Annotated in this window: 17 protein-coding genes; 2 read left to right on the top strand and 15 right to left on the bottom strand. The window is 56.1% G+C overall.

The features are described 5' to 3' along the window. Positions 1–324 precede the first annotated feature (324 nt). Positions 325–792: a LexA family protein gene (locus tag ABIB60_RS00450; RefSeq protein ID WP_354576968.1), complete on the bottom strand. Its 468-nt coding sequence runs from the start codon at positions 790–792 to the stop codon at positions 325–327. 225 nt (positions 793–1,017) lie between these two features. On the opposite strand from ABIB60_RS00450, the gene ABIB60_RS00445 reads away from it, so the two are divergent. Then, entirely contained in the window at positions 1,018–1,278 is a 261-nt protein-coding gene (locus ABIB60_RS00445) for a hypothetical protein (protein WP_354576967.1), read from the top strand. A 185-nt stretch (positions 1,279–1,463) separates the two neighbouring features. Here ABIB60_RS00445 and ABIB60_RS00440 read toward each other — a convergent pair whose 3' ends face one another. The 11 genes from ABIB60_RS00440 to ABIB60_RS00390 form a co-directional block, all read right to left on the bottom strand. Beyond that, on the bottom strand, positions 1,464–1,790 hold the full coding sequence (locus ABIB60_RS00440) for a YegP family protein (RefSeq protein ID WP_354576966.1): 327 nt from the start codon (positions 1,788–1,790) through the stop codon (positions 1,464–1,466). Between the two features lie 116 nt (positions 1,791–1,906). After that, positions 1,907–2,128 carry a DUF2188 domain-containing protein gene (locus ABIB60_RS00435; RefSeq protein ID WP_354576965.1) on the bottom strand — a complete coding sequence of 74 codons (222 nt, stop codon included), beginning with the start codon at positions 2,126–2,128 and terminating at the stop codon, positions 1,907–1,909. Positions 2,129–2,433: 305 nt separating this feature from the next. Then, positions 2,434–3,486 (bottom strand): type II TA system antitoxin MqsA family protein, encoded by a 1,053-nt coding sequence (locus ABIB60_RS00430; RefSeq protein WP_354576964.1) that lies wholly within the window; start codon positions 3,484–3,486, stop codon positions 2,434–2,436. Further along, positions 3,483–3,869, bottom strand: coding sequence for a hypothetical protein (locus ABIB60_RS00425; RefSeq protein ID WP_354576963.1), 387 nt, complete (start codon positions 3,867–3,869; stop codon positions 3,483–3,485). The genes ABIB60_RS00430 and ABIB60_RS00425 overlap by 4 nt, the downstream gene beginning before the upstream one ends. A 93-nt stretch (positions 3,870–3,962) precedes the next feature. After that, on the bottom strand, positions 3,963–4,712 hold the full coding sequence (locus ABIB60_RS00420) for a M48 family metallopeptidase (protein ID WP_354576962.1): 750 nt from the start codon (positions 4,710–4,712) through the stop codon (positions 3,963–3,965). Continuing rightward, positions 4,709–7,933: a type I restriction endonuclease subunit R gene (locus ABIB60_RS00415; RefSeq protein WP_354576961.1), complete on the bottom strand. Its 3,225-nt coding sequence runs from the start codon at positions 7,931–7,933 to the stop codon at positions 4,709–4,711. Before ABIB60_RS00415 ends, ABIB60_RS00420 begins: the two co-directional genes overlap by 4 nt. Positions 7,934–8,035: 102 nt before the next feature. After that, positions 8,036–8,704: a hypothetical protein gene (locus ABIB60_RS00410; RefSeq protein WP_354576960.1), complete on the bottom strand. Its 669-nt coding sequence runs from the start codon at positions 8,702–8,704 to the stop codon at positions 8,036–8,038. A gap of 164 nt (positions 8,705–8,868) precedes the next feature. Then, on the bottom strand, positions 8,869–9,486 hold the full coding sequence (locus ABIB60_RS00405; RefSeq protein WP_354576959.1) for a hypothetical protein: 618 nt from the start codon (positions 9,484–9,486) through the stop codon (positions 8,869–8,871). Positions 9,487–9,496: 10 nt separating this feature from the next. Further along, entirely contained in the window at positions 9,497–10,690 is a 1,194-nt protein-coding gene (locus ABIB60_RS00400) for a restriction endonuclease subunit S (protein WP_354576958.1), read from the bottom strand. 9 nt (positions 10,691–10,699) lie between these two features. Beyond that, positions 10,700–12,223: a type I restriction-modification system subunit M gene (locus ABIB60_RS00395; RefSeq protein ID WP_354576957.1), complete on the bottom strand. Its 1,524-nt coding sequence runs from the start codon at positions 12,221–12,223 to the stop codon at positions 10,700–10,702. Between the two features lie 91 nt (positions 12,224–12,314). Continuing rightward, positions 12,315–13,373: a restriction endonuclease subunit S gene (locus tag ABIB60_RS00390; RefSeq protein WP_354576956.1), complete on the bottom strand. Its 1,059-nt coding sequence runs from the start codon at positions 13,371–13,373 to the stop codon at positions 12,315–12,317. 296 nt (positions 13,374–13,669) lie between these two features. On the opposite strand from ABIB60_RS00390, the gene ABIB60_RS00385 reads away from it, so the two are divergent. Beyond that, on the top strand, positions 13,670–15,079 hold the full coding sequence (locus ABIB60_RS00385) for a phospholipase D-like domain-containing protein (RefSeq protein ID WP_354576955.1): 1,410 nt from the start codon (positions 13,670–13,672) through the stop codon (positions 15,077–15,079). 38 nt (positions 15,080–15,117) lie between these two features. Here the strand turns inward: ABIB60_RS00385 and ABIB60_RS00380 are convergent, their stop codons facing one another. From ABIB60_RS00380 to ABIB60_RS00370, 3 genes are all read right to left on the bottom strand, one after another. Next, the gene (locus ABIB60_RS00380) at positions 15,118–15,414 is read right to left on the bottom strand and encodes a hypothetical protein (protein WP_354576954.1); all 297 of its coding nucleotides are present in this window, start codon (positions 15,412–15,414) and stop codon (positions 15,118–15,120) included. A 75-nt stretch (positions 15,415–15,489) separates the two neighbouring features. After that, positions 15,490–20,568 (bottom strand): DarT ssDNA thymidine ADP-ribosyltransferase family protein, encoded by a 5,079-nt coding sequence (locus tag ABIB60_RS00375; protein ID WP_354576953.1) that lies wholly within the window; start codon positions 20,566–20,568, stop codon positions 15,490–15,492. A gap of 49 nt (positions 20,569–20,617) precedes the next feature. Further along, positions 20,618–23,791 (bottom strand): DEAD/DEAH box helicase, encoded by a 3,174-nt coding sequence (locus ABIB60_RS00370; protein WP_354576952.1) that lies wholly within the window; start codon positions 23,789–23,791, stop codon positions 20,618–20,620. Between the last annotated feature and the right edge of the window lie 64 nt (positions 23,792–23,855).

The following is a 23,855-nucleotide window of genomic DNA, read 5'->3' as shown; positions in this document are numbered from 1 at the left end:
TCCCTCGCGGGTCAAGTGGGCTTCGGTCCATTGTCAGAAGGCTTGGCACGGCTGGTTACCCAGCCGCACGTCTTCCTAGCGTACAGCCAGTGGAATGGCTGGTTTTGTCCGGGGTTTCCCCCGGCAAAACAGTTCAGCATACGACTTTTCACGTCGCACGAAATTGTTGCAGTCGACGAGGCCGTACACGGTGAAGTGGTGAGTTGGTGAAATGGTGAGTTGATGGGCAGGCGGTGTATGTGGTGGATGGGTCTTTGGTGATGGCGGCACCGTCAGGGCCGGCTTAACAGCAACTCACCATTTCACCATCTCACCACTTCACCCCTAATCCCGGCTGCGGAGCAGGGCGGTGAGCTTGCCGGGGATGAGCTCGTGCACGACGTGGGTGACCACGCCCCAGATGCGCAGGTTGTCGGGCTCGGTGATTTCGTAATCAGGGTAAGCGGGGTTTTCGGCCTGCAACCACCAGGTGGTGCCGCGGCGCACCAGGCGCTTGACGGTGCACTCCCCTTCCAGCACGGCCACCACAATGTGGTTGTGGTCGGCCTCGAGGTGCTTGTCGACGGCCAGCAGGTCGCCGGCGTGGATTTCGGCGCCCTGCATGCTCTCGCCCGACACCCGGATCAGGTAGGTAGCCTCGGGATGGCGGAACAGGATGCGGTTCAGGTCGAAGAGCTCCTCCAGCTCGTCGGAGGCCGGCGAGGGGAAGCCGGCGGGCACCAGGGAGGCAAAGACGGGCAGCCACAGCGTGGTGGTCGGCTCGCCGACTTCAATGAGTTCAATGGTCGTCATGCGGGGTGGTTAGCTATATCGGGCACAGCAAGTATACTAAAATAATTAGTATTTTGTTCGTATACTAGCGCCGAGCTTCCGCCGGTACCCGGCTCTTCGGCAGCAGAGCATACGCTGACAAACTGCTGTTCAACTACAAAATACAGCCAGGCAGCTACCGGCAGCCGTTTGCCTGCTTACCAGATTGGCCTACAAACTTACACTAACATAAATAGCAAATTCAGTATGAAGCAATTCGTACCAGATCAGGAACTGCTCCGGGAAGTTTTCGGGGCCTATATGGTCAGGGGGCTGCGGTTCGAGGTGATGACGGAGCTTTTTGAGGGGACATGCCTGCTGCAGGTGCAGCTTTCGGCGGGCAGCACCGTCGCGCCCCTGCTGCCGCTGCCGGCTACTCAGATGCAGACGCCGGAGGCGGCGCGGCAGTGGCTGGAGTACCTGCGGGATGTGGAGCTGGTGAAGTTTACGCGAAAGAAGGTAGGGTAAGGCTTTCGGGCGCGTACTGCGACCTACGCGCGGTGCTGGTGGCCTCTTCTGCCCTGCGCCGGCGGGTCGTCTGGGGAGACGTTGTAGGGCCTGCATCTTGGGTGAAAATGAAACAGCCCCGACCTCACCGGCCGGGGCTGTTTCATTGCGCATCTGGGTTACCTAGTGACGTTTTCGGAAGTCAATTATGTGTTGTCTTCGGTGGGAGCAGTTGGTGCTTCCCGGATGACGGCGGCAATACCATTATCCCGCCCAGTGCTGGTCGTGTACTTTTCGCCACGGCCAATAATCTCCCCGTTCATGGCTTTGTGATTGAAGCCATATTGACTGGCCGCATACGTTTTGTCAAAACGCTCGGCGCTGCAGTTGGCTTTGACTGATGCGATACCGGCCTGGCAGTTGGCTTTAGTGGTGTACCCCTCCCCTGACTGAATGATCTCGCCATTACTGGCTCGCAGGCGGTAGTAGTACTGGCTATTAATGGCACTTCTGTAAATCTGGAACTTACCCATGGTACTATGTTCAATTGATGGTGGTAAATAGACTTGCGCAACCCAAGAGGACGAACAGCCGCCACGGTGGGGGTAGAAGAAAGTTACTACCGTCCTACAGTGGCGGCCTTTACGATCTAGCCGGGGATATTGCGCGGGTCGCGACCGTGGCTGTCGGAAGCCCGGATGCGGCCGTCGCGGCCATGAATAATTAGCTCGCTGCCATTGTTGGCAGCCTGGGCCCGACCGGCGGCAATGGCCTCAGCCTGGGTTGGCTTGATAGCGGATGCACGCTCGGCACCGGCGGAAATAACGGCCCAACCGTTGCTACGGCGGGTAATATGGATGTTAGGCTTCATGAGTGTTTTCTGGTAGGTGATGGTATTTGCTATTCTTGCCGGAAGAGTACACACCGAGCCAGGCAACCGAACACGAGAGTTGGCAATTGCGTAATTACCTATACTTTCGCGGACAGAAATTGCCCGTGAGGGCGATGACGGGGGTGGCTACATCCCCGGCACCGGACAGGTGCAACAAAGTCTGAGGTCTCAATTCGTAATTTGTTGCAGCTGCGCAAGGAAGCCGGCCGTCACATCCCGTGGCGGGCGGTTTTTTTTGATTTGGGGCTCTAGGTCATACGGGGTAACTAAAGGGTGAACAAACGCTACACCAGCTGCAGAGCAGCCAAGTCGTAGGCATAGGTTTGGTAACTGATGATGCCCTTCTGAGCCTGATTTTCCTGCCAGGCTTTTTCTTCGTGGCTTAGGTCTTCGATTTCGCGACGGGACTTTCGACCCAGCCGTTGCAGCACTACTGCTAAGACATGGCGTTCCGTTTCACTGAACACGTCCATGTTGGGCTTGCGGGCAGCTTCATATTTAAGTACTGGCGCTCCGTTGTCGGACTGCACCAGACTAGGATGAAAGCCGGCAATGAGTTGGCCGCGCTGTACCATTTCCTGCAGGCGTTGACCATACTCCTGAGGCACAGGACCATGCTGAATGGCCCGGTAACGCTGACCCGTAATGGCACGGTTAGTTAGCCGGTAGTGGTAGAAATCAGAATAGAACAGAAGTTTGAGCAACCGGACCTTAAAAAGGTTGTCGAGGTAATGGAAATAGAACAGAACCAGCTCAGCAAACTTCTCGGCATCGGGGCTGACGTAGCCGGTGAACTGATCAGGCTCTTCCACTACAGCGGGACCAGCTATACCGACTAACAGCCCTCCTACCTTAACAGGGGTCTGCTCCTGGTCTATGAGTTCCAGCAAACGGTTTACCAGCTTGGCATATTCGTTTGAACGTAGCTCCGTGCGCTTGGCTTCCACCATTTCGCGGAAAGTACGGGGGTTACTGGCCAGACGCAGCAAACGGGCGTTGGAGGCACTGGGCATCTCGCCATCCTCGTACTGACGGTACTGGTTAGGCCCCAGGTCCAGCAGCAACGACATGCGGGCGGCCGTCAGGTCGTAGCGCTGGCGCATGGCCTGGATCTGTTCGGGAAACATGATCCGGTGGCTTTCGCGGTATTGGTTGTAGACCTGGGCAGTATTCAGATTCGCCAGCTCCGGCGTGATAAACCGTTCGCCGGTTTCATCACACTCGTAAAAGTGATAGGTGTAGTTGAAGGACTCCTTGCGGAAGACCTGCGTATCGGCCTCCCAGCGCAGGGTGGCAGAGCCATCCGTAAACGGGCTATCGATGTGGGGTTGAATCATGACTGGGGCGATTGAGCGCGGGGCTTGAGGGGGTACTGAATGGGGTATTCAGCCAGATGGAATGAGATGCAGACTACCTGACGGCTGGGACGGCCAAGATGCACTTTAACGTACATCTCATGACCGCGGCAGCTGTGACCGAACACCCATACATCGGGGTTGCCGGCTTGCTGATTGGGTAGCGGCCCCTGGAAGTAATCGGTAGGCTGCAATTCCTGGAGGCACTCCCCGACCTGGTCGCCGTTGATGCCCATTTGGAGCAGGGTACGGGTGCTGTTCTTATCACGGTCGATGAGGATAAAACCGAAGAACTTAAGCTTTTCGCGAAACTCCCGTAGGTAGTCGGCTACCTGCTGTAGAGTAGGGAGGCTTTGTAATGACAAAACTAACGATGTTTACGCAAAGTTCAACTTTAAAGTTGATGTTTTGCAGTTTAAGAAATAATCTACTTTGGCAAGAAATCAGGCGAACAGTGCTTAGCTGTACTGGTTCAGCCGCTCGCGTAGCGTGGGCCAAGTTGGGAGCAGGCGGGTAAGAAGTTGATAGAACTCGGGGCCGTGGTGCGGATGGGCGACATGGCAGAGCTCGTGGATTATGAGGTAGTCGATGCAGGCAGTGGGGGCCTGAATGAGGCGAGGATTAAGCAGGATGCGGCCGGCACGGGTGTAGCTGCCCCAGCGGGTGGGCATGGTGCGCAGCTGCCACTCGGGGGCGCTGATGCCGTAGCGACGCACCTGTTTGGCGCAGTGGGCATAGCGCTCGGTGAGGCGGCGACGGGCGTGGTCGGCGTACCAGCGCTCCAGTAGGCGGCGGGTGTGGTCGGGCACCTGGGGAAGGTGGGTGTGCACGTTCAGGTAGGCGCCGCGCAGGCGCACGCCCTCCGGCTCGGGGAGCTTCCCTCCTTCCGATGCGGACTCCTCAACCAGCGACACAATGCGCAGGCGGTACTGGCGGCCGAGGTAGCGGTGGGTTTCGCCGGCCACGTACTCGCGGGAGGCAACCGGGGCCGGTACCGAGGCGAAGAACTGCAGCTGACGCACCAGCCAGGAAGCCCGGCGCAGCACGGCGGCCTGCACCTGTTCCAGCGGGGTATCGGTGGGCGCCGTCACGCTGATGCGGCCGTCGGGCAGGACGGTGATGCCCACGGTATGACGCCGGGGTGAATACGTCAGGTCGAAGCCCAGCTCGCGGGTACCGTAAGAAACGTGATAAGACGCCGGACTCATGCGAAGTTGTTGCGGGCGACTTCCAAGGTACGGTCCCAGAGGTTATCGAGCAGGTCGTACTTGTCTTTCTCAGCCAAGTGAGCTATTCCCAGCTCCACCTGGTGGTCGAGGAAGTAGTCCTCCACAGCATTGTGCATCTGGTTCTGAACGTCGGGGTTGCGGCGCCAGTCGCGGATGAGCAGTGTGCGGAGGAGCTGCTCGACTTCTAATGCCACAGAGGCTAATTGCTCGGGGGTAGGCTGAGCCACGGCGGACACTTCGCTCAGGGCCTTTTTGAGGGTATTGAACAGGGCACGGGCTTCGGGCTGGTGACGCAGGCCGGACGGAATGCCGGCATCATACCCCTGACCTACCAAGCTGGTGAGCTCTTGCACTTGGCGCAGGTATTCCACCTCGGAGGTGCGCTGCTGGTGGAAGTCGTCAATAGCTTCCTGGAGCAGCTTAGAGAACTTCTCGTACAGCACCCGGTCTCGGTCGAGGCGCTCGGAAATTACCTTCTTCAGGTTGTGGGCGATGAAGTCGGCTTTGGAAGCGCGGGATTTGGCGGGACCGGCGTGCTCGGGCTGCTCTTCCCCAACTTGCTCGAAGATGTTGATGGGCTCACCCATGGGCTCGATATTGACCACGCCGACGTGGGTGTAGAGGAGCTTACGGATGCTGGCTTCGTACTCGCGGAAGTCCTGATCATCGGCGTAGCGGGCCTTAACGGAACGCCACAACGTGGTGAACAGGGCCAGCTGCTGACGGTAGTAGTCGAGGTTGAGGTGGGCGGGTGGCACGGCCACGGACAGGGCGACCTGCAGGGTGCGGGCAAAGCGCGAAAGGCAGGCGCGAAACTCGTCGCGGCGGTTGGCGGGAGCTAAGTGGCGTTCCAGCGCTTCGCGGTCGGGGTCCGGGCGATTGAGCTCCCGGGGAAACAGGGCCCAGACGGCGCTGTGGTGGTCGGGCAGCTTTTCAACTTCCTCTTCTACGTTGGTAACGGTGCCGAGCAGGTCTTCCTCGTCGAAGCCCTGCAGTTCGTCGTAGTCGGTCAGGGCTTTATCAAGGTGGCCGAGCAGGTGGGCGTAGTCGATGATGTAGCCGAACTGCTTGCCGGTGAACAGGCGGTTGACGCGGGCAATGGCTTGGAGCAGGGTGTGGCTTTCGAGGTGGCGGGCCAAGTAGAGGACGGTGTTGCGGGGCGCGTCGAAGCCGGTGAGCAGCTTGCTGACCACAATGAGCAGTTCCACGTCGTCGGACGACGAGTTGAACTTGTCGATGGTATCGACTTCGTACGCCTCAGCCGAGCCGGCATAGGTGCTGTTAACAACGGTTTCGTTCCAGAAGCGCTGTACGAGCCCAGTCTGATCGGCCTCCTCGTACACGTTCACGTCCTCATCAGCAGCGGGTAGACGGTCGGGGGGCGAGATGATGACAGCGGAGTTGATGCGCAGGGCGGGGTTGGTTTTGGCCAGCCGCTGAAAGGCCTGATGGTAGAGCACGGCCACGCGCTTACTGGTGACGGCCAGCTGGGCTTTGAGGCCGGTACCCTGCCAGGTGCTGGTGTAATGTTTGGCGATGTCGTGGGCAATTTCCTCGACGACCTGGGGGCTGCCGTAGAGGTGGGTAACGCGGCGGGCGTGGCGCTGCTTGATGGTCTGGGCCTGGTACTCGGGCAGGGGCTCGGTCACGCGGTCTACTCCCCTATCCAGCGGCAGGGCGTTGATGTCGAAGCTCAGGTGACGGCCCTCGTAGAGCAGGGGCAGCACGGCGCCATCCTGCACGGCCTGGCGGATGGTGTACTTGTCAATGAAGCCGCCGAAGCGGCGGGCGGTGCTGCGGTCGGCTTTGAGCAGGGGTGTGCCGGTGAAGCCAATGTAGCAGGCCGAGGGCAGCAGGCGGCGCATTTTCTGGTGACGATTACCGAACTGGCTGCGGTGGCTCTCGTCGATGAGAACGAAGATGTTGGCGTCGGGGTCCTGGAACTCGCGGCCGCGCAGGGCGGTGTCGAACTTGTCGATGATGGCCGTGATGACGTCGGCACGGCGGTCCTGGAGCAGCTCGATGAGGTGCTGGCCGCTGCGGGCAGGGGCCACTTCCTTGCCACACTGCTGGAAGGTTTTGCGGATCTGCCGGTCCAGGTCGCGGCGGTCGGTGACGAGCACCACGCGGGGACGCAGGATGTCGGGCTGCAAGGCCAGGGCTTTGGCCAGCAGCACCATGGTGAGGGATTTGCCGGAGCCCTGGGTGTGCCAGATGATGCCCCCCCGCCGGGACGCCGGAGTGCCCTCCTCGTCGGAGCTGGTGGTATTGCGGGTGCGCACCCGCTCCAGGGTATTACGCACGGCAAAATACTGCTGGTAGCGGGCTACTTTGCGCACGCCACCATCGAAGAGGGTAAAGCGGTTGATGAGCTCCAGCAGGCGCTCGGGGCGGCAGAGGCAATACAGCTGGCGGTCCTGCTCGGTGGGCAGGGTGTCGGCGGGCTCACCCGGCAGGCCGGGGAGCTTGCGCAGGCGCACCCGCTGCACAGCCGCTTCGAGGCTAGCTTCCGACTGGCCTTCCTCGCGCCAGCGGGACCAGAAGTCGAGCTTGGCGCCAGTGGTACCATAGCGCACCTCGTTGGGCTGCAGGGCCAGCAGCAGCTGGGCGTAGTGGTAGAGGCGCGGAATGCCTTCCTCGTAGCTATAATTGTCTACGTGCTGACGGATGGCTTCCTCCACGGTATGCTCGCCGTCGCGGCGCTTGGCTTCAATGACGCCGAAGGGGATGCCGTTGACGAAGAGCGTGAGGTCGGGAATACGTTTGTGCTGGGCTCCCTGTACCAGCAACTGGGGCACTACGTGGTAGTCGTTGTTACGGGGCTCGACCCAATCGATATAGCGCAGGGTATAGCTTTTGGTGTCGCCCTGCACTGTTTCGGGGGCGCTTTTGCCCAGGGTGAGCAGGTCGTACACCTGTTCGTTGGTACGCACGAGGCCTTCGTCGGGAATGTCGCGCAGGGCCTGGACGGCCAGCTGGATGCTGGCCTCGGAGAATTCGTAGCGGGTATCGAGATAGTCGAAGCGGTTCAGCTCGCGCAGCTTGCGGGCCAGGATGCTTTCCAGCAGCACAGCCTGGGGGCGGTTGTCGCGCGCTTCCATCGCCTGCTCGGGGGTGAGCAGCTGGTAGCCCAGGCGCTGCAGGAAGCGCAGGGCGGGAGCTTCGGCGTCGGATTTTTCGGCGTAGGAGTTGGTGGACATAGCGGTGGTGGAATCTCACCCCCCCCCGGCCCTCTCTCCATCGGGAGAGGGGAGCCACGGCGGCGCGGATTTGGCGTTATGATTGACAATCAGATTCAGGCGTTACTCGTCGTCGTTGTCGTCTGCTCGATGGCGCTTGATTAAATCAATGTGCACAGGAGTTGCCTTGTAATTACCACTTTGGATTGCGGCAATAATGTCTGCACGGGGGATGCCCCACTTGCTGGAAATGTAGTGAAGGTGAGGTTGTTCACCCTGGTAGTTCTCCTTGCCGGCAATGCTTTTTTCGGTGTAGAAGAAGCAGTGCCATTCATCACCCTTGTCCAGGAATTTGGCGTGAATCACCTTCCGGGCAGTAATCACCTGCTTTAGCTGGCCGGGGGTGAGCGTAGTGTGCCCTATTGACTCCACTGCGTTGTTTTTGCGTAGGCGAATCAACCGGGGTAGCTTGGTTCTGTCGAGTCCCTTGTGGTCTATATGGGCACGGTAGGAGCTGTAGGAGTAGCCCAGATTTTCACCGGACTGGCACACGAAAGCGAAGAATTCATTCCAGGAAAGAGCTAAGCCGCGCAGGGCCTTTATCTGGTCTTTTTTGGAGTCAGCGGCCAACACATCCCAAAGTGCCTGTGGAGCTTTCGTGGTCATGTACTCCTGTTCCTTTTCTGCCCACGCTTCAACAGCATTTTTGAAGAGGACCTTCATCCATACTTCTTCAGGAAACTGCGCTCCTACACCACTTTGGGCATGAGCATCGACAACCGCCTTGTGCATTCGGATATGAGATGGTATAAAAAGCTCCCTAATCTTCTCGAGGGGCCTGACGAATTCGAAATCTCCGACTTCGGTAACGTGATAGTGGCCATTCTGGCCATCGGGGATAACTGCGTGATACATAAGAATTGAATTGGTGATATGTGAGGTGAAAAAATATCGGTTTACGCTGCCCGGCGCTCCAGGCCGTCCCAGATGCGGAGGAAGGAATCGGCTTCGCCGGCGAGGAGTAGGTCGAGGTCGGGGCGACGGGGGCCGGCTACATGCAGCTTGCCGGTGCTGAGCTGGAGCAGGCCGAAGATGGTGCCAGCGGGCATGAGCGGGGCCAACTCGGTTTCGAGCACGCTCAGGATGAGCTGCACCTGGGTGGGCTTGAGGCGCTCGTCTTTGAACCAGACCTGAATGAGGTGGGGCTGATCGTTGATGCGCAGGCCCAGGTGGGGCGACACCTTCACGTCGAGGGTGGCGTGCTGCCAGCAGGCTGTGGGCGGCTCGAACCACGAGAGAGTGCGCCGACCCCAGAAGCGGCTGTAGCCAGCCAGACGCAGGGCGTAGCTGGCCTGCTTCTTGGCATCGGCGGTGAGGGCCGGCAACAGGCCGGGCACCTCAGCGCGGGTACCGCACTGGCGGTGATGCTCGCGCAGGCCATCCCGCAGCGGCTTGTAGAAGTCGGTGGCTGGGTGGTAGTCGGGGCGGGTGAACAGCTCCTGCACTTTGGTGAGCTTGGGCTGGCCACTACGGGCCACGAAATCTACGAAGTCGGTGAGGTAGATGGCGGGCATCGGTATGGGATTAATGGGTGAAAGGCTGGCCCGTCAGCAGCCGCTGCATCAGGCCTTTTTTCTGCTGCTGGAAAAGCTTGTGCTGTTTCTTAAGCAGCTTAATTTCCTTCTCGGCACTCGATAAAACTCCTGCAATTGCCCGTTGCTCATCAACAGAATCAGGGATACGAACCTTGACTTTGGCAAATGATGGGTACTTGCAATTGAGCGTATCGTCGACAAGCCCCTGCGAATAGCGCCAGAACTTATGAATTACACTCTTGGTCTTGAAGAGGAAGCCAGCAAACTGCATGTCGATGTGTTTGTTGGGCACTACTACTGTATAAGCAGGACTGATTATTCCCTCCTTATCGGCCACGGTTGCCACCCCTTGCCACAGGCGCATTGTGTTGTAGCCAATATCACCGACACGAATGACCTTGTACTTGCTTTTGTCACTGTTTGAAGTGTCTCGCTTTTCCAGTTCATCACGATGAATCAAGCCTTGTTTACCTGTTATAGAGAGTAAGGGCAATTGAATTTGTCCACGTTCGGAACGTTCGGAAAACAGTTTTCCTAATGCTACTTCCCTCCAAGTGCCAGTGCCAAACCTGGGTATCCTTTTCGCTCCACCAATTAATTCCTCGAGCAGACTATCAAACTGCTGCTCCTTCTTTTTGAGAAGTAGGGAAATACCATTAATACCCTTGTCACATGCATCAAGAACATTAGCAATGCGCTGTTGCTCAGGCAAAGGAGGCAACAATAGTCTCAACTGTTTTTGCAATGTTGTTGGGTTGATGTTGCATTGGCTTACCCCTACAGTTGCGAGTGCTTTTAGTCGGTTCTTAGTGTCGTCGTCGTTGAGAAAGTAGTTTATGAATCGTGGGTCAGCCACCTCTTCATTCACTCGAAAACGCACTAAGTAAGAAGCAAAAACGTAATCACCAGGCAAATCGAACAGCCCGGTTTTACCAACTAATTCTAGGCTATTGGTGCGATTAAAAAGGATATCGTTAGGCTTGAGCAGGAATTTTCCCGCTTCCTTTTCTGACAAATCCACATACACCATATTCTCAGCCACAGTCTTTCCTTCCCGGAAGTTATTCATCCGGAACATTGGGTATTGACCCTGGTCGCTGGATGACATGGACAAGCCGTATTGCGCTATTGTCAGCACATCGCCCAACTTCACGTACTTCCAGCCTTTAGGTAGATTCTTCATACAGCCCGCTTACAGTTCAATTCCCAACTCCTTCAGGTAGCCATCCAGCTCCTGGCGCACGCCGGCCAGGTCGGTTTCCAACTGGCGGATTTCGCGCTGCACCTGCTGCACGTCCACGGCTTCCTCGGCCTCGAACATATCGACGTAGCGGGCGATGTTCAGATTGTAGTCGTTTTCCTGGATTTCGGCCAGGGTGGCGCGGTAGGCATAGCGCGGCACTGAGTCGTAGGCCTGGTAGGTGGCCACCACGCGCTCCAGGTGCTCATCGAGCAGGCGGTTCTGCTTCTTGCCGGCTTCGAAGTCGCGGCTGGCATCGATGAACAGCACATCTTTCTTGTCGCCCCGGTCTTTGCGGAACAGCAGGATGGCGGCCGGAATGCCGGTGCCAAAAAACAAGTTGCCGGGTAGGCCAACGACGGCATCGAGCAGGTTTTCCTGGATGAGGCGCTTGCGGATGGCTCCTTCGGAGGAGCCCCGGAACAGCACGCCGTGGGCCACGATGACGCCCACCCGGCCGCGGCCCTCGGTGGCGCTTTCAATCATGTGTAGAATGAAGGCGTAGTCACCCTTGCTTTTTGGCGGCAGGCCGCGGCTGAAGCGGTTGTGCAGGTCATTTATAGCTACGTCGAAGCCCCATTTGTCGAGCGAGAACGGGGGGTTGCCCACCACCACGTCGAACTTCATCAGGCGGCCATTCTCCAGCAGCAGCGGGTTGGTGAGGGTATTGCCGCGCTCGATGCGGGCCGAGTCGAACCCATGCAAGAACATGTTCATCTTAGCCAGCGCGAAGGTGCTGCCGTTGATTTCCTGGCCGTAGAGGGCAAAGTTGCGGGTAGGCTGGCCCTGATCGTCGCGGGCAGCCTGGGCCGCCTCGATGAGCAGGCCCGCCGAGCCGGCCATGCCGTCGTAGATCCGGTCGCCCTCGCGGGGGGCCACCAGCCGGGCCAGCAACTCGCTTACGGAGTGAGGCGTGTAGAATTCGCCACCCTTCTTGCCGGCGCTGGCCGCAAAACGCTCGGTGAGATACATGTAGGCGTTACCCACGATGTCTTCGCGCTTGTCGCCCCACACTTTCTGGCTGAAGTCGAGGCTGGGCTGGTTGAAGTCGTTAATAAGGTGCTGGAGCAATCGGTTGCGCTCCTTGGTTGAGCCTAGGCGGGCCTCGTTGTTGAAGTCGATGCCGCGGAACACCCCTTCGAGCTTGGCGCGGTTGGCGTCTTCAATGCTGGCCAGGATGCGGTTGATGAGGTCGCCAAGGTCGGGGTGGTTGCTGCTGGCCACGATGTGCTCGAAGGTGGTGCCTTCGGGCAGCACGAACCGCTCGCGGCTGAGCTTGCGCTGGAGCAGGGTTTCGTCGTCGCCGTACTGCGCGCGCAGCTCCTCGCGCTTGTCGTTCCAGACGTCGGAGAGGTATTTAAGGAAGAGGAACACGAGGATGTAGTCCTTGTATTCGGTGCTGTCGACGGGGCCGCGGAGGGTGTCGCAGGCGCGCCATAGGGCGGCGTTGATCTGGTCTTGGGTTGGACGGGTCATGTTGTGGGCCTCACCCCCCGGCCCCCTCTCTAGGAGAGAGGAGGAGCCAAGCGGGCTTTGTGAACTGGTAGTGTTGTTTTTAGAGCTTCTTCTACAGAATGCTTAGCAGCGTCAGCAGTCTGTACTTGCGGCGCATTTTTAGTGCATATGCCTCTGCATCCTCTTGTGAAGCGAAATCAGCCATCGAGCTCGTTGAATCAGCAGATGAAACATGCCACCGATTGCGGCAGTGGTAGATATCAAGGTCCTCTACTGAACCTGCTGTTCCGGCTTCTAGCCGAACTTGTATCAACTCTAATTGTGCCAAGAACGTGTTTACTTCATCTTGAAACTTTCCGTCGCGCACATACTCCAGGGAGTGCAACGACCGGCTCATTACCGTCCCTGTTTCCTGAAAGTATTTCTCAATCTTTTTGACCACCGCTTCATTTTGGGCCTGCAGCGCTGATCGATCTGCGGCATTTTTCGAGCCGGCGAACTTATCGTTGATAAGCTTCTCATTATTACGCGCCTGCAGTGTTAGTTTGTCATAGCCGGCTTTCAACTCATCGTGGTCAGGATGCTGTTCTATGTTCTTCATGGGTTCTATTTGTTTAAGAAGTGCTTGTTCAATAGCCCAAGCGCGTTTTTCGCGCAGATTGTCAGCGAGCTTAGCCTCGCGGCGCAGAGCGTCGGCAACGTGGGCAATGTGGCGCTGGACCTGTAGGTTGGGCAGCGGGATTTCGAGGCAGCCCAGCATGGGCTTGGTGATGCCGGCGACGCTGCTGCCTTGACGGAGGCTTTGGAGAGCGGCCTGGCCGGGGGTGGAGTTGAGATACCAGGTCAGGTAGCCGGCATCGGTAGTAGCCGGGTCGAGGACGCGGAGGCGAAAGAAGAACGACATGGCAATGGCCCGGGGCCAGGGCTTGGTATAGAGCACGGCCGGATTGCGGGGGCCTTTGGCCAGGAGCAGGATATCCTGGGGCTGCAGGAGCTGCTGCTTCGGGACGGAAGGCAGCTCGGTACGGAGCGGGTCGTCGGCCAGCTCGTTGTAGGGGCTGGCAACGTCGCGCACCTGGATGACGTAGGTGGAGCCATTGGGTTCGGGGGTTGGTTTTTCCCGAAGCGTAGCCCCGGAAACGATGTCAACTATATCCTGCAGAAGAATCATCAGTACGGTTATGCTGTAGTTTCTATTGCAAAGATGGGGATTATATCGTTGGGCGCAATGCAATAGTTGTCAGTATAGTCATACTGCGCTTTTTATTATATTCAAATACTTGATTATCAATTACATTATTTTTCATTATTTCTTAATTTTTCAATATCACTCTCTTACACACCAGCTTCCATAGGGTGTGCTGAAAGCAGGAGCATCGCAGCTATACAGGCCAGTTCTCACAATTATTTGTCCTAAAAAGGGCAGCTGTACCGTCTGCGTGGTAGCTTTGGCGGAAACTATACTTTATGCTTCCGGAATTTCTACCCACGGGCTTTGCCACGAAGAGTGACCGGTCCATCATCGACCGGCTTAATTTCAGCCTGGGCCAGGCCACGGCCATACGGGCCAGCGTGTGCTACTGGACCCGTTGGCCGAATGACTTACACCGCAACTTCACGGAACTGCTGAAGTGGGGTGACTCTTTTTGCTGCGTGGATATTAAGGACACCACCAAAGTAGATGCCTTATGTGCCTTCCATCAGGAAGGAGCCAGCAACTTCTATCTGTATCTCAGGGATGTAAGTGAGAAGCAAGATGGCCAGTTGCGGTTACGCCACAACCTGATGCACCCCAAAATGCTGGTGCTGGATATGCCCAACGGGCAGGCGGAGGTGTGGGTGGGCAGCCATAACTTCACGCAACGTGCACAACTGGGTGACAATTTTGAAGCCTCGACAGTAACGTCCTGCGCTCAGAATTCGGACTTCTATTGGCATTGCCGGACATACCTGGAGCATATCAGAAAGGAGTGTCATAAGCTCGACCCGAACCTGCGGGCGGCCTACAAAGCCCTGCAACGCCCCTACCAGACGAGCAATACAGATAATCTGTACCAGATTCTACCTCTTGTGGGATATAATGTACTCGCGCTGCCAGGGCAGACACTGCTACTGCTGGGAGATGATGCGCAGGAGCTACGGCGCTTTAGCGGCGCAACGCCCCGGCAGCAGCGGTTTCTTGTACGGGCCGGCGACCTGCAAACCGGGCAGCAGCATTTGCTGCATGCCCACGTGCAGAGCTCAGGACTGATTGACAAGTTGGATGAGCAATCGTTCGGCATTGATTTTTCGGCCCGCCCCTACGCTATCCGGCGCCGAAACCTGATACCGTATACAGCTTACCGCAGCAAGGCCTTCGTAGGGGCCGAGCTGAAACGCTTTGCGTACTGGGTGAATATCAAACTGGGGCCGCTGGCCGGGCACGGCGAGGAATTGCAGGCTGTAAAGGCGCTCCCACTGGCTTGGTGGGCAAAGGACAAGGCAGCCACAGCGCAGATTCGCCAAGATATACTGCAGGAACGGGCATACCAGCAGGTGGCCACTGGCTGGGAGGATCAGCCGCGGCGGGACTGGGAAACAGAACGGGAGCTGTTGGAGGCGCAACCAGTTTTGCCGGAAGTGCGCGTGGCGCGTTTTCGGCAGGAATCGGATGTACCGGTACTGGTGGCAGGCCGCGACCAGGAGGCTGCCTTTACGCCCCGGATGCTGACAGCAGCCCAGCCCTTTTATGAGCGGGAGTTTCAGCAGGTGTACTTTGAACCCGAGGCCAATGAGCGACGCCCCTTCCGGCTGAAGCCGGAAGCGCAGGTACCCGAAGAACTACGGGCGTTCACGCTTAAAACACTGGTACAGGAGCGGCGGTGGCAAGGTGGCTGATTGCAAGCCAAGCCACCTTGCGAGGATACCAGAGCAGTCTATGTGGCTTGGGGGCGGGGACCACGCCGACGGTAACCGGGCAATGCCAGACCGGTACGGAACTCGTGGTAGCAGTTGACCGCTGAGCGGTCATTGCCTATGTGTTTGGTAGTGCGGGCTGGAGCTTCGTTGCCGAGAAGGTGAATCATTTGATTGGTATTGGCAACCGTAATGGGCTCCAGGGTCATGCCCAGACGTTGCTCGATGCGTTTAATATCACGCAGGTATACACGAGGTGTTTTGGGTGGATAACCCTGATCGAGCATCCAGGTAGTGAAGGCGGCGCTTTGTAGCATAAGTAAAGTGTGAGTAACCTTGAGGCAGGGCTTGTAAGATGGGATTAAATACTATTTGGGTTCAGGCTATAGGGCTTATTCGACTTCCTGCTGAAACAATTCGTATTCGCGGCGGCCGCCGGGACGGCTGTCTACTTTGTCGCGGAACAGAACGCGGAAGCCGGTAGGCGCTGGCCAAGAAACCCGAAGAAGTTTTTCGGCGATGAGCTTATTGCCTAAACGACGATAAGTTTCGGCCGGCATCTCCGACAAATCTGCATTATCCAGATCAGCGCATTCTAATACTAGGTCATATGGATCGGTAAAGTCAGTGTTGACCTCGACATGCGTTTCGGAGTAAGAGCATTCGAGGCTCCGGTTTTCATGGCGGAAACAGCCATTTCCAGCTTGGATACGAGCAGCTAGCGGATGGTCATGGCCGATGAGACGACGCAACTCTTCCGCCGCCCAGTAGTCGGGCACGAAGATGTCGATGGTATCCAGCTTCGACAGAGACAAACCAGATTTAATCAGGATTTCCTGTTGTGAAACATCTTTATGCAAACTCCATTGTTCCGGAGTAAGTCTAGGGCCATTATTCTTGTGATGATATATTAAATAGCTAGTATCAAGCCGGTGAAGCATGTTTGCCAAGGGTCCATATTCAGTATTACTCTTTTGCATATTACCGTCACTGACGTAGAACCGATCCAATTGAGTGGCCAGAATCTCAGAGAGTCGGAAACGGAAGTAGATGGGAATAGGACACTTGGGAAAACCCAAGCTTTCGGCCCGAAAATATGGTGCATTATCCTTGGCTTTCTTTTCCTGCACCAGCTGCCAATCCAAGCCTAACTGCTCTGTGTAGTATTGAGTAAAGGTGTGGGGACGGTAATAGAGCCGCGCGTAGTCCCAGACAGAACTAGGATGGTAGTTAATACTACCAGAAGCATCGGCCAGCTTATGAGGTGTTTTGCGAACCTCACGTCGCGAAAGCAACTGTCCGGAGCGAATGATGGAAGCCGCATTGGTCAGGTGTGTGCAGTGGAAAGCATAGCCAGACCACTCGGATTTGGGGGCATGCCTTTCCAAGTAGTAGAGATAGAGCAAGACGCGTGTTGAATCAGCCCTAATCAAATTCATGACCGGTTGCTGAGCAGGTTCCGGCAAGGCTGCGTGAATGGCTAAGGCTACTAAATCCCAATAGTTACTATAGCGCTGCAGCCAGTCTGTCTGAAAGGCATATCCCCACGCGCGGCGGGACAACGTGGGCCAATGCAGGTACGATTTCAGACCATCCAGTAACTCTGTATTGAAGGCTATATCTGTACACTCTGACAAATATTGCCAATCCCAGGGCAAATCAGCGGTGGCTACCAGTACCTCGGCTGGCTGAACCAGCTTTCTTTGAACATCCTTATCTTCTTTATTCTTGGTTTCCTCCCACCAGTCGGCCAATGCTTTACTATGGGACAACTCTTTGAAGTCCCAATAAGCCTGAAACTCGCGCAGGCGGTCCGCAGTAAGGTTGAAGGGCGGATTGCGTGACAATTGAAGCCACGGCAAATGGGCAGACACATGGCGGAGCAAGTCAATTGACCATTCTATATCACGTCGGGTAGCGAGGTACACCCAGTCGAGCGGATAGTCGGCCAGCGTTTGTAATAAGTCAGCCGTCCATTTTAATCGATGATTGCGCGTAAGTGTTGGCCAGTCCCAAGCTTGTCCGGCCAATCTGCAGAGGGTGGCTCCGTCGAAGCGAAGGCCAGGATTAGCGGATAGCTTAGCCCAGTCCCAATCCTGGTTGGCAAGGGACTCTACTGTTTCCAGGTGAATGGAGAGCCGTGGGTTAGCAGACAGCGCAGCCCAGTCCCAGCCCCGATTCTGCAATGCCAGCAGCCCTTCATCTTCAAGCCGCAACGCGGGAGAAGCAGACAGCATCTTCCAATCCCATGATTTAAACTTGAAATCAGTGAGAATCTTATCTGAGAACACCACATCCTGACGCAGGCTAAGCGCCGCCCAGTCGACAAATTGATTGTAGCGACGGAGGTCAGCCTTGAGCTGCTTATTAGCCTGTTCTTGGTATCCCCCGATAAATTGACTGTATTGCGAGATATACGTCCAGTCCCAGAGAGAACTAAAGCCCGGATCCAGTAGATAATCAGGATTAGCATTCAACTCGGGATTACGCGAGAGAGTAGGCCAGTGCCAATAGCTGCGGTAGCGGCGAAGCGTTTCGCGGGTGAAATGCTGCGCAAGTCGAGAATCAGCAGACAACAGGTGCCAATCGAGGGGCAGCTCACTTACTGGCGTTGCTTCCGGACGCGGATAGATAGGTTGCCCGTTGGGAGTAGGCACAATAACTTCTACCGGCAGTTGTCGGGTGAAAGCGGCAAAGGCTGCTGACCGAACTTCCGGGTTGTGGAGAGTGGTGAGGCGGCGGCTCCAAAGCGGCAAGTTGGCGACCAGCTCGTCGGGTGATATAACTTGGCTCAGAATATAGTCCCAGGGCAGGTATTCCTTCACGACCGGATGATCGAGCAGATGTGCGTGCAGCAGCGAGTAGAGTTCCGGCTGGCGCATGAGGTAGGGCCAATCAAGATATGCTGCCAACGGGCTCCAATTCGCCTGCACCTGCTCAGGGCTGAGTAGCGGTGTTACCAGGGGCCATGGCAGCCAAGGCTGCACCTGAGCATCGAGCACCCATACAGTAGTGAGGAGGAAATGCATAGCCTCCTGGCTTACTATCTGGGTCCAGTCTATTTTCGGGGCCAGCTGGGACACATAGTGAGCAAGCTGCGTAGGCGAGAGTTGGCCACTGACATATTTCCAGTCCCACGGCAACGCAAGCCCCGGGGCAGTGGTGAGGCTGTATTCCAGCTCAAGGTGCGGAGCAGCTGCCTGGGACAGGCTTGCCAGTTGTTCATTGGGCTGCTGGCGGTATTCTTTATCGGCCGCTGACAGCAGCAGTTCCAGCCTGGCAGGCGTAGTATGAACCAACGCGGGCCAATTCCATTCGGCATTAAAGTCCTGCTGGATCAGGAGGAAATCTACTACTGCATCCGGGTCACGGCGGCAGAGCTGTGCCAGATTAAGGTGCTCCCGATATGTTGTATACCAAGAAAGCAACACAGATACCAGCAGGTGCTGATTGGCGTAAGCCCAGAGGTCAGGCAATGATGCAGGAGCATTTGCCTGCAATTGGCTGTGCAGCCCAGGCAACCGAAAGGCGACTTTTGACGGCCCGAATTGCTGCAGCAACCGGCTCCAAACAATACGGTCGAGGTAGCGGGTAGTAAGAGCCGGGGTCCAGGAGAGATGTTCATTGGACGACAGCGCAGCCCAGTCCCAGGCAAAATCCGGGTATTCGACAATGCGCTCTACCTCGCGGAGCTGAGCACTGACAAAAGCAGCCCCGGCAGCGGTGCGCACTCGGGAATGGTAACGGGCAAAATGCTCAGTAGTCCAAGCAACAGCGGGATGCTGCTCGAACCCGGGGCTGAACGAACCGGAAGCCCACTGCAACAACCCCAGCTCATCGAAGACAGCTATTAGCTCCGGCGTCCAAGCCAGCGGCTGTGTAGTCAGGGGGTTTATATCGTCGCGATGCTTACGCAGCAACGCCAGCAGCCTGGTCTGCTCAGCAGCAGAAGGAGGTAGCTGGCCCACTGCCAGCAACCGTCCGAGCAGACCGTGCCAGGGCAGTAGATGAACCAGTTGCTCCAGATGCTCCCACAGAAAAGCCAAAGACACTGTAGTCAGTACCTGCTCTCGGTTCCAGGTACCAAAACGGCCTACCTCCATTTCGGCTTTTAGGGCAGCTTCTATGAATTGAGCACCGCGTCCAAGCAGCAGACTGCGACTAAAAGGCAGAACAGCAAGATGCGCGAGGATAAATGTTTCTGACAAGCGGTTAGCCAACACGGCCCAGTCCCACTGAAAGGTCTCGGTGCCTACCAGCTGATTGGCCCAGGATGACTGCAGAAGCTGAGTAAGCCAGCTTTCCACGGCCGCCGGGTTGCGCTGTGACAATACCTCAAAATCCCAGGGGTACCGCAGCTCTTCGTCCAGCGCCTGGGTAAGGTGAGCGGAAATAAACCCGTGTTCTAGACGAGCTGATAACACCGCCCAGTCCCAGAGGTCAGGAAACTCATCGAATCGTGCCTGGCAGAGAGCGAGCGGGATATGGGTGGAAAGCTGTGAATGGTGGGTTGGAGGCACGAGGCGTGCTAATGCTGGCAACACCTCAGGCTGAAACCAATTCAGGCGGGAATCCGCCAGTAGGTCGGCCCATTTCCAGTCCTGACTGAACCGTCGCAATTGCGACGCATCGATTACTGCCGCGGAATCCTGCCAAAACCGGGCAAATTCGCAGGAGTGCCCCCACTGCATCCGCAATACTTCGTTAGCGGGCTGGTTGACTAACGTAGTCAGCAGTGGGCTGGCCGTTTCATTCACCGCAACAGTAAAGCGGTAATCAGCAGCGTCGGCCAACGGAGGAGCGGTGCTGAGGCGGTAACAGTAGCCGGTAATAGGAATGCCACCCGGAGTTGCAAACTGTTTAGTACTACCAGCGTAACCAACTTCAGATAAATCGGCTAAAGCTACTTCGACCTGACTTCTCAATTGCTGCCAAGCGTATTCAGACAGTTGCGTATCCGGCCCCGGCTGCAGTTCGATACGCCGGCCAGGGTGTTCCACTAGCACTTCGTTTGTGAGGGCGGCTTGGAAACCAAATTCATGAAAAGGGAAATCTGCGGGCCCGGTTAATTTCTCGAATTCCCAATAGCTACAGGTAGCCCGGAAGTATTGATACTTCACGCGCTGCGTGGCAGCTAAATGAGTGAAGGCTGTTCGGGCAATAGTTTTATCCTCTCGGCGAATCAGGCCAAAATCAGCTAACCCAGCTAATAACTCTTCCCAGATAGCCACCTCAGCCGCGTCGCGGTAGCGCAGGGGCGTAACCGTAAAATCTTCGGTAAGAGCGAATCCCAATGCAGTACCCAGTACCAACTCATCTACCTCGCCTCCCAGGTGTTCCAGACACTGCAGGATGATGGCTTCCTCCGTAGGCACAGGCTGTGCACGACGATACTGAATTCTGACGTGCTGCTTTCTCAAGCCCAGATGCTCGGGCTGATCTTCAAGAAAAGTAAAACCTGGGTAGGACACTGGGACTAGGGATAGAGAAGTAAAAAAGTAATTAGGTGGCGCAGGTCCGTTAGCTTTTTAGATAAGGTAACAGGTCAGCATAGGGCACTACCCGGCCACGGGCCTGGACGGTTTCGTAGACGCGCCGATAACAGTCGTTCCGGCTAAAGTGGCGGCTGTTACCTACGATAATAAGCAGACGCTTTGCCCGGGAGAGAGCTACGTTTAGTCTATTGGGAAACTGAGCGAATCCCAGGCTGGGCTGCAGTGGGTACCCACCGCTGGCGGGATAAGCCTCCAAATCAGGCTCCTGAAAACGGGTAGCAGCAATCTTATCGCTGCGCACCAGCGACACGACCACAATATTGCGCTCCATACCCTGAAATTTATCAACGGTTTGTACCCGACAGGGAATAGTATCACTAAACTGCGCAGCAACTTCCTGAAGCAGATTTACCTGTCGGCCGTAAAAAGTAATCAGCGCTACTTCGCGCTCTTCAGGCTTGGTCCAATGGGCCTGAAATTCCTCGAACCCCTGGCTCTGTGACAAGCAAGCCAGCACGGCTTCCGTGGCCTGAACCTCGGATGGGTTGATGCGGGAGGTGCCAGCCAGCAGTTCAGGCTCGTCCACTTCTACCCATATAAGATGGTCAGAGGGGCTAACCAGTACCGGGTGCGTTAAGCCATGGTAGCGACTAAGCGCGCTACTCAGATTGGGTTCATCAGCGGCTGCCTCCGGTATACCGCACTTGAGGCCATTATCATCGACGTAGAACTGCTCGATAACCGCATTAATATCTGGGTGCATGCGGTACTGCGTGTCAAAACGCGATACAACCCCTGGCTGGACGCCAGGCCGGGTGAACAGGCGCTCGAACTGGGAAGTTTCAGCATCAGCACGCGAGAACCGGGCTGCCAGCTCCGGGGCGCCGGCAGCTAACAGGGTACTACGAAAATCCCCCTCGTCCAGCAAAGGAGGCAGCTGACGGTGGTCTCCGATAATGATGGCTTTATATGCATAAACCAAGGCCAGAGCCAGCTCAGGAGGCGTGGCCTTACTGGCTTCATCCATCACCACCACATCAAACCGAATACCGGAAGTATCAATAGTATTAGCTGATGACGAGCCTTTACCTGAATTCTTTGCGCTATTCTTCTGACTTACCTCCGTTGCCGTCAGCCGCTCAGCAAACACTTTTCTATACTGCCGGAAAAACTTGGTGTAGACAGGTTTAATTGGAGTACTGCGGGTACTTTTCTCGCCTAAAGAGCCGCCGGTAGCCCCTATGACATTAACATTCTCCAAGTAGTGTTTCAGCACCACAGCGCGGGTTGCCGGAGCCAGGTCATCCAGGGCTGCCGTCCATGCTGTCGTCAGTTCGGTCGGCAGTAGAGCCTGGGCAGTGGCCCGGCGGGCAATCGTGCGCATCCAGCGGCGCAGGATGTTATCAGACTGGTCAACTGGTCCTGATTGGGCTTCAGTAGGCGCAGTGGCCCATTCCTCCAACCGGGTCAGGGCATAGCGTCCACCCTCCTCTTCCATCTTTGCTTCAGAGCCAATCCGGATTGGCTTGACGAGATTATGAAAACCATTCTCCAGCTTCTCCAGTGCGTTATCGACAGCCGTATTGGTTTCGGAGGTGAGCAGGATACGGTTCAGTGGATTCTGGCGAACCAGGTGCCAGATTATCTGGGAAATGGCAGTTGATTTGCCGGTGCCAGGTGGCCCCTGCACCAACGCCATATCAGGAGCCAACAGAGTGGCCACAACGCTGGCGTGCTGCGATTCATTGAGACGCAGAAAAGAGTGCTGTGCTACCTCCTGCCATGTGGCCGAGCCAACATTCAGTTCGGCGGGCTCTGATACAGCTCTGGCCTGAGCAGCATCGAATAACGCGGCGCGTAGTTGCGGATTGGGGACAGACTTTTTAGGATCTGTCATACGGCGCAGCGCATCAGAAAGGCGGGCCAGCTTTTCCCGTTCTCCAGTCAGGTTTGGGGTGATGGAATTGCCGGCGATCAACTTTTTGTATAGCTGAAGGCGGGTTTCGACATCAATCTCCGGTGCTAATGCAATAGTCAGAAAGGGAAACTGTACCCGAGCCAGCTTACCAATTTTCTGGTAGTTTTTGTCTTCCCCTATTCCTACTTCTTCCCCGGCAAGCTTACTGAAGCGGGTGGCGGCATCTTCCTGCTGACGCCGTTGATCGGGGCGGGCCAGAAAGTGTAGCTGATCTGTGCCGAACAAACGTGCTACTAAGCCGACCTGCTCCAACCTGTCTTGGTATGTATCGAGAAGATTACGAAGCCGTAGTACCTGAGCTGTTCGTTTGGAGAAATCCAGATAATATTGGAATTCCAGCCGAAGGCTGTTGGCGCTAAGAACAGGTTGGATCCTTGGGAAAGCCAGTCTTAACTCAGCACCTATCTCTTCCAATAAACCCGATGACGATTTTTCACCAGCGCTGGTCTGGAAGCAGTAGCGCAGCTGACAAATTTTGACATGTTCCTGCTCAACCAAGTCTGCCACCCAAGTTTGTTGAACTAACTGACTAAAGGAAGATGCCCAAACATTTCTGGTAAACCGACTTGTAACTAAAGACGCTTTCACCCCACGCGCCACGAATCCATGGCTGGTCAAAATCCTTGTCAACGCCATCCGAGCTTCAGCGTGCGCCCACCGTTTAGCGTTACGCTCAGCAGTGGACATAGCAGAACTGTCTAAATTGACCATTAATACTATTTCCAGATCGGTCTGGTGATTAGAGGCTTCGCCCTGGCACTCTGCTTTTACAATATTCCAAGGAAAGGCTATTCCAGCCTGTTGTAACAGCGAAGTAGCCTTGGCTTTTACCAAGTCTGGGTGCTCAAACCAACTTCCTATGGTCCCTTTAAGCATTGGAGCCGGTTCGAACTCCATATAACAGGTTTCAGCTGTTTGCTTCAGGCTATTTAATGTTCCCTCCGTAACAGTGGTGTTCCACGGGAGACAAAAGAGCCCTTCTTTTTCCCGGATGTCACTTTCCCGCAAACGAAGCGTTTGTCGAGCGGACTCATAGAACAAGGATACAGAGTTAACCTGCTCTAATTCAACTTTCCATTCATCTGCTGAAGGAGTAATATTGGCGGCCGACTTGATAGCAATAGGCTGCTCGTTGAATTGGATAAGAGCTTTACGCGCCTCTATGTAAGAATACCAGCTTTGTTGATGGGTCTGTAAATCGGATAGCTGACGTAAGGACATTATCGATGATAAGTAAATGAAAGCTGTAAGAAAGATCCGTAAGGTACGTCACAACTGCGTTGAA

The organism is Hymenobacter sp. UYP22 (assembly GCF_040547285.1).
GTDB lineage: Bacteria > Bacteroidota > Bacteroidia > Cytophagales > Hymenobacteraceae > Hymenobacter.
Note: the sequence above shows the minus strand (reverse complement) of the source record. Positions and strands in the feature narration are given on the sequence as shown.

Bases quoted from the DNA above. Each gene is read 5' to 3' on its own strand.
- ABIB60_RS00450 (WP_354576968.1), bottom strand. From the start codon at position 792: ATGACGACCATTGAACTCATTGAAGTCGGCGAGCCGACCACCACGCTG.
- ABIB60_RS00445 (WP_354576967.1), top strand. From the start codon at position 1,018: ATGAAGCAATTCGTACCAGATCAGGAACTGCTCCGGGAAGTTTTCGGG.
- ABIB60_RS00440 (WP_354576966.1), bottom strand. From the start codon at position 1,790: ATGGGTAAGTTCCAGATTTACAGAAGTGCCATTAATAGCCAGTACTAC.
- ABIB60_RS00435 (WP_354576965.1), bottom strand. From the start codon at position 2,128: ATGAAGCCTAACATCCATATTACCCGCCGTAGCAACGGTTGGGCCGTT.
- ABIB60_RS00430 (WP_354576964.1), bottom strand. From the start codon at position 3,486: ATGATTCAACCCCACATCGATAGCCCGTTTACGGATGGCTCTGCCACC.
- ABIB60_RS00420 (WP_354576962.1), bottom strand. From the start codon at position 4,712: ATGAGTCCGGCGTCTTATCACGTTTCTTACGGTACCCGCGAGCTGGGC.
- ABIB60_RS00415 (WP_354576961.1), bottom strand. From the start codon at position 7,933: ATGTCCACCAACTCCTACGCCGAAAAATCCGACGCCGAAGCTCCCGCC.
- ABIB60_RS00410 (WP_354576960.1), bottom strand. From the start codon at position 8,704: ATGCACAAGGCGGTTGTCGATGCTCATGCCCAAAGTGGTGTAGGAGCG.
- ABIB60_RS00405 (WP_354576959.1), bottom strand. From the start codon at position 9,486: ATGCCCGCCATCTACCTCACCGACTTCGTAGATTTCGTGGCCCGTAGT.
- ABIB60_RS00400 (WP_354576958.1), bottom strand. From the start codon at position 10,690: ATGAAGAATCTACCTAAAGGCTGGAAGTACGTGAAGTTGGGCGATGTG.
- ABIB60_RS00395 (WP_354576957.1), bottom strand. From the start codon at position 12,223: ATGACCCGTCCAACCCAAGACCAGATCAACGCCGCCCTATGGCGCGCC.
- ABIB60_RS00390 (WP_354576956.1), bottom strand. From the start codon at position 13,373: ATGATTCTTCTGCAGGATATAGTTGACATCGTTTCCGGGGCTACGCTT.
- ABIB60_RS00385 (WP_354576955.1), top strand. From the start codon at position 13,670: ATGCTTCCGGAATTTCTACCCACGGGCTTTGCCACGAAGAGTGACCGG.
- ABIB60_RS00380 (WP_354576954.1), bottom strand. From the start codon at position 15,414: ATGCTACAAAGCGCCGCCTTCACTACCTGGATGCTCGATCAGGGTTAT.
- ABIB60_RS00370 (WP_354576952.1), bottom strand. From the start codon at position 23,791: ATGTCCTTACGTCAGCTATCCGATTTACAGACCCATCAACAAAGCTGG.